Annotated in this window: 3 protein-coding genes; all 3 read left to right on the top strand. The window is 54.4% G+C overall.

Going from position 1 to position 5,517, the window contains the following annotated elements; translation table 11 throughout:
- A partial coding sequence (locus ABX962_RS28910) for a sulfatase-like hydrolase/transferase (protein ID WP_372724695.1) occupies window positions 1-1,506 on the top strand: 1,506 nt, incomplete at its 5' end.
- Window positions 1,507-1,863: 357 nt separating this feature from the next.
- A complete protein-coding gene (locus tag ABX962_RS28905) occupies window positions 1,864-3,633 on the top strand; it encodes a sulfatase (protein WP_372724693.1) in 1,770 nt (589 codons plus the stop codon).
- Between the two features lie 225 nt (window positions 3,634-3,858).
- A partial coding sequence (locus ABX962_RS28900; protein WP_372724691.1) for a fructose-bisphosphatase class III occupies window positions 3,859-5,517 on the top strand: 1,659 nt, incomplete at its 3' end.

Genomic DNA, 5,517 nt, shown 5'->3' with positions numbered 1-5,517 from the left:
GGATACGCCACCGGTCATTTTGGAAAATGGCATCTCGGAGCCGAGCCCTATTCGCCGCTTGAGCATGGATTTGATCTCGACGTTCCACACTGGGCCGGTCCCGGACCCGCTGGTAGTTATGTTGCCCCTTGGAAGTATCCCGATTTCGATCCGAACACCCCCAACGAACACATCGAAGATCGGATGGCCAAGGAAGCTGTGGCGTTCATGGAATCGAACAAGGGCCAGCCGTTCTTTCTAAATTATTGGATGTTCAGCGTTCACGCTCCCTTTGATGCCAAGCAATCGTTGATCGATGAATACCGCAAGAGAATTGACCCGAGCGATCCACAGCGAAGTCCCACCTATGCCGCAATGATCGAGAGTATGGATGATGCCGTTGGAACGTTGCTCGAAACATTGGACCGACTTCAGATCGCAGAGAAAACCATCATCGTGTTTGCGTCGGACAACGGCGGTAACATGTACAACCAAGTCGATGGGGCCACAGCGACGAGCAATGCACCGCTTCGAGGCGGTAAGGCGACGATGTACGAAGGAGGCGTTCGCGGGCCGGCGGTGGTCGTGCACCCAGGTGTCGTTAAGGCAAATTCGCGTAGCGACGAAGTGATTCAAAGCAGCGATTTCTACCCCACGCTCTTGGAACTGCTGTCGATTGATCCTCAGCCGAATCAGGAATTTGATGGCATCAGCATCGTGCCAGCCTTGCAAGGCAAGTCGCTCGAACGTGACGCAATTTTCACCTACTTTCCACACAGCCCACCTGTGCCGGAGTGGCTTCCACCTGCAGTAAGTGTGCACCAGAATGATTGGAAGTTGATCCGCATTTTTCACGGCGGCGAAAACGGAAACCATCGCTACAAGTTGTTCAATTTGAGTGAAGATCTTAGTGAGCAAGACGATGTGTCGTCCAAGTACCCTGAACGCGTCGACGCCATGGACGCGTTGATCGAGAAATTTCTTGATGACACCCAGGCGGTGCGGCCGCTGCCGAACCAAAATTTCGATCCGGCCAAGTATCAGCCTGCACAGGAAGGAATCGGCAGGATCAAAAACACCGCAACCCCATCCAATCAAAAGTCCAAGCCAAAACGCGTGAAACCGGTTGCGGGTTGGCAAGCCGATGGCACTTGCACGCTTGCGGTTGATGACGATGTGCTAGTGGTGACCAGCAGCGGCGGTGATCCCTATTTCAGCTGCCCACTACCCAAAGCGATCCGGCAGCAATCGATGACGCTTCGATTTACGATGCAATCACAATCGGCCGGTCACGCACAAGTGTTCTGGCACGAACAAGGAGTTGCTCCAGCGTTTCATCGGGACCGTAGTGTTCGGTTTGATCCCGAGCACGACGGCGGGACGCATGACTATGTGATTGAGTTCTGGCCAGCAAAACCGGTGCAGGCGATTCGCATCGATCCGTCACGCTCCGCGGGCGAGATGCAATTGTCAAACATTCGGTTGACAACGCCCGCAGGCGAAGTGCTGCACCGCTTCAAACCCTAGATAACGGTTGCGGAAGTCGCATGCCTCGTGGCGTGGTGTCAATATTCTGTCACCTCTCCCAAACGCAGTTTGGGAGAGGTCGAGCAGAGCCTTCAGCGATGCTCGGGTGAGGGCCGACCGATCAAGTCGAGGCCCACTGCCCGCGATGTTGCGTGGTCGTGCCTTTAAACGAATCAGCCCCAGAGCGGTTTAAGATTAAATCATTCAGCCGTCTCTCAAAGTTGACTGAGAGATGCAATAAAAGAGTACTACCGCAAAAAACATTGCAAACTCAACGCCTTCATGCTCCATTGTTGCGTTTAAACAGCAAGTGGCTGGACTCCCGAGAACCCGCGTTTTTCCACTGAAGTGATTTCAATGAAACCATCCTTTCTCATTTTCAGTCTCTTGATCACGGTTGCCACGTTCGTCCATGGCGACGAAGTCCGTCCCAATATCATCGTGTTTTATACCGACGATCATGGCTACGCTGACTTGTCGTGCCAAGGTGTTTTCGACGATGTCAAAACTCCCAATGTCGATGCCCTTGCGCGTAGCGGTGTGCTTGTAACAAACGGATACAGCACCGCGCCGCAGTGTGTCCCCTCGCGAGCCGGATTCTTGATTGGGAAGTTTCAATCGCGATTCGGCGTCGAAGCCAATGGGCATTCGCTTGACGGATTTGACCGCGAGTTGACGATTGCGGAACGACTTCAAAGTGCTGGCTATATCACTGCCCAATTCGGTAAGTGGCATCTCGGAGTGGGAACGAAGATCACGGAACATGGGTTCAAGCACGTGTTCAACCAGAACGCTCAACGTCCCTTTGCTGCGAACATCACGCTCGATGGAGCGGATCGCCAGATGTCCAATTTGCCGCCTGCGATGTATCACGTGGACGGATGTAGCAAAGCGGCCGCAGCGTTGATCGAGCGGTACAAGGACGAGCCCTTGTTTCTGTACGTCGCCTATCGTGCTCCGCATGTACCATTGGATGCCCCGCGAAAGTATCTCGACCGTTTCCCCGGAAAAATGCCCGAGCGGCGTCGTCAGGCGCTGGCGATGCTGTCTGCGGTGGATGACGGCGTGGGATTGATCACCGACACACTGGCTAAACACAATCTGACGGAAAAAACACTCATCTTCTTCATTGGCGATAATGGAGCTCCGCTAAAGATTCACAAGCGGGACGCGCCTGGGGGCGGTCCAGGCTGGGACGGTTCGCTAAACGATCCGCTTAATGGTGAAAAGGGGATGCTATCCGAAGGCGGTATGCATGTACCGTTTGTGATCGCGTGGCCTGGCATCATTCCCGGCGGGCAAATCTACAATCATCCAGTCAGTTCGCTGGATGTGGCGGCAACGGCGGCAGGAATTGCGAATCTGGAAACCCGCCCCGGCGAACTGGACGGGGTCAATCTGCTGCCATTTTTAAGTGGCCAGCTTACGACACCGCCGCACGACGCGCTGATGTGGCGGTGGACGGCTCAGTCGGCGATCCGCGAAGGCGACTGGAAACTACTTCTTGCTGGCGATCGCGAGTATCTTTATGACTTGAGTAGCGATATCGAAGAACAACACAATGTCCTCCGCACACATCCTGAGATTGCTACTCGATTGCGAGGGAAATTGACTGCATGGGCCAGCGAATTGTCTCCTCCGGGGCTTGCGACTCAGGAGATGTCGAAAGCCGTATTCGACTTTTTTGATTATTACCTGGACGGAAAACCCGCCACACCGTTGCCGCAAAAATTGGATGTCTCGTGGCAGGTACGGGGCGGCGAGATGAAATCGATTGCCACCGGAGTGCAAATCACGGCGGGAAAAACGGGAAAGAATCAAAAGCCATTTATCACGCGAAGTGGATTGAATTTGCTGGGGCCGGTTAAGGCAAATGTCGTCTTGAAATCCGATACACCCGGTGAAATCAGCATCACGTGGCGAACGTTGGGCGACAAGCATTTCACGCCGGAAAAACGAGTGAGCGTCGCGTTAACTAACTCGGAAGATTGGCAGAACGTCGAATTGCAATTGCCCGGCGGAACCAAGGTCATTCATGTGCGACTGCAAGTCCCCGGCGGTGTCACGACAATCAAAAGCTTTGAGCTCCAGTCAAGTAACGCAAAGGCCGTGACGTTGACCGAATAACGGCATTTGGCAGACCTTCATCGCGTTAGCGATGGCGTTTGTATGACCCCTGGTCGCTAGCCCGGAGTGGTTTCTTGGCTTACAACTTAAGTAGGCTGGAATCTGAGGTTTGCAGCGACGTTTCTCGCTTTACCGGGGTGGCTTTAAGCGACACCGCGTGCTCGCTGCTTGGATTCCGGTTCACCTTGTCTGCCGACTCTATCTCATCGTTACAAGTGATTCGCTATGCTCAACACGTCATTATCCTTTAAACGTCCCGAAGCGGATCTGTCGGGACTGGAACTGCTTGCGGCGAAGTATCCCAATGTCGACGCGGCCATCGCCGAGGTGGCGCGGCTTGCGGCCGTGCAAACGTTGCCCAAAGGGGCGGTGCATGTGATCAGCGACATTCACGGGGAAGACAAGAAACTGCAGCATGTGATCAATAACGCCTCGGGAACGCTTCGCCCGCTGGTCGAGGAGATGTTTTCGGGAAGGATGGACGCGGATGAGTTGGCAGAGTTTCTGAAGCTGACGTTCTATCCGGCGGAAGTCACCGAGCGGCTACGGCACACGTTGAAGAGCCCCGAGGAGGTGAAAACGTACGCGGCGCGAATGTTAAAGTCGCAATTGGAACTGCTGCGTCATTTGGTATCCAATTTCAGTCTGCGGTTAGCGTCGAATCTATTCCCGCGTGAATACAGCGAATTACTGTTGGAAATGCTGCACTCGCCTTCGACCGATCGTGGCCCGGAATTCGTCGGTGCCATGCTCGATGAACTGGTCCGGCGAGGACGCGCGTTACATCTGATCCATCTACTTGGGCGTTTGATTCGCAACTTGGCCGTCGACGAGCTGATTATTGGGGGCGATTGTTGGGACCGCGGTCCGCGTGGCGATCGTGTCGTGGACTATTTGCGTCGTCAACCCAATGTGGAGTTCATTTGGGGGAACCACGATGCGTTGTGGCTCGGTGCATCGCTGGGAAACGAGGCACTGATTTGCACGGTGCTTCGTGTGTCGCTGCGATATCGCCGGATTGGCCAGTTGGACGAAGGTTATAGCGTTCCGCTGACACCGCTTGAACACCTTGCACGTACCGTCTATGCCGACGATCCCGCCACGTTCTTTATGCCCAAACGAGAGGGCATGCGTCCCAACGAAGTGGTGGCGCGGATGCAAAAAGCCGCGGCAGTGATGCAGTTTAAACTCGAAGGCCAATTGATCCAACGCAATCCGCAGTGGGGCTTGGACCATCGGCGTTTGTTGCACCGAATCGACTATCGTCGTGGCACGATCGAAATTGACGGAAATACCTATGAACTACGCGACAACCTATTCCCGACCGTGGATCCCGAAAACCCGTATGAATTGACCTCGGAGGAATCGGCCTGTCTTGCCCGTTTGAAGCACTCGTTCTTGGATAGCCAGAAACTGCAAGAACAAATGCGGTTCATGGTTGGACACGGGTCGATGTATTTGAGACGCGACGAATGTTTGATTTTTCACGGTTGCGTGCCGGTGGATGCCGACGGTTCGTTTTTGCCGCTGATGGTTGATGGTCAACCGCTGGCGGGACGTCAATTGTTTGAAGGGATCGAAAAAGTGGTCCGTCGGGCGGTCGAGAAATCGGCCCAAGAGGATCTTGATTTCCTGTGGTACCTTTGGAGCGGGCCGCGGTCACCGTTATTTGGGAAGGACCGGATCGCGACGCTCGAGCGTGATTTCATTGCAGACAAGAAACCGCATCGCGAGACCAAAGACCCCTACTTCTCGCTGATTCATGAGACCGAGTTTTGCGACAAAGTGTTGGCGGAATTTGGGATGGAAACCGAGGGCGGATTGATCGTCAACGGGCACGTGCCGGTCAAGGTCGAAGAAGGAGAGTCTCCGCTGAAACGCAGT

It is taken from the genome of Novipirellula sp., from assembly GCF_041583735.1.
Taxonomy (GTDB): domain Bacteria; phylum Planctomycetota; class Planctomycetia; order Pirellulales; family Pirellulaceae; genus Novipirellula.
The sequence above is the reverse complement of the archived record's forward strand: the minus strand, read 5'-3'. Positions and strand labels throughout refer to the sequence as shown.

What these genes read in the sequence shown, in the direction of transcription:
- ABX962_RS28905 (WP_372724693.1), top strand. Translation starts at nt 1,864, where the DNA reads ATGAAACCATCCTTTCTCATTTTCAGTCTCTTGATCACGGTTGCCACG.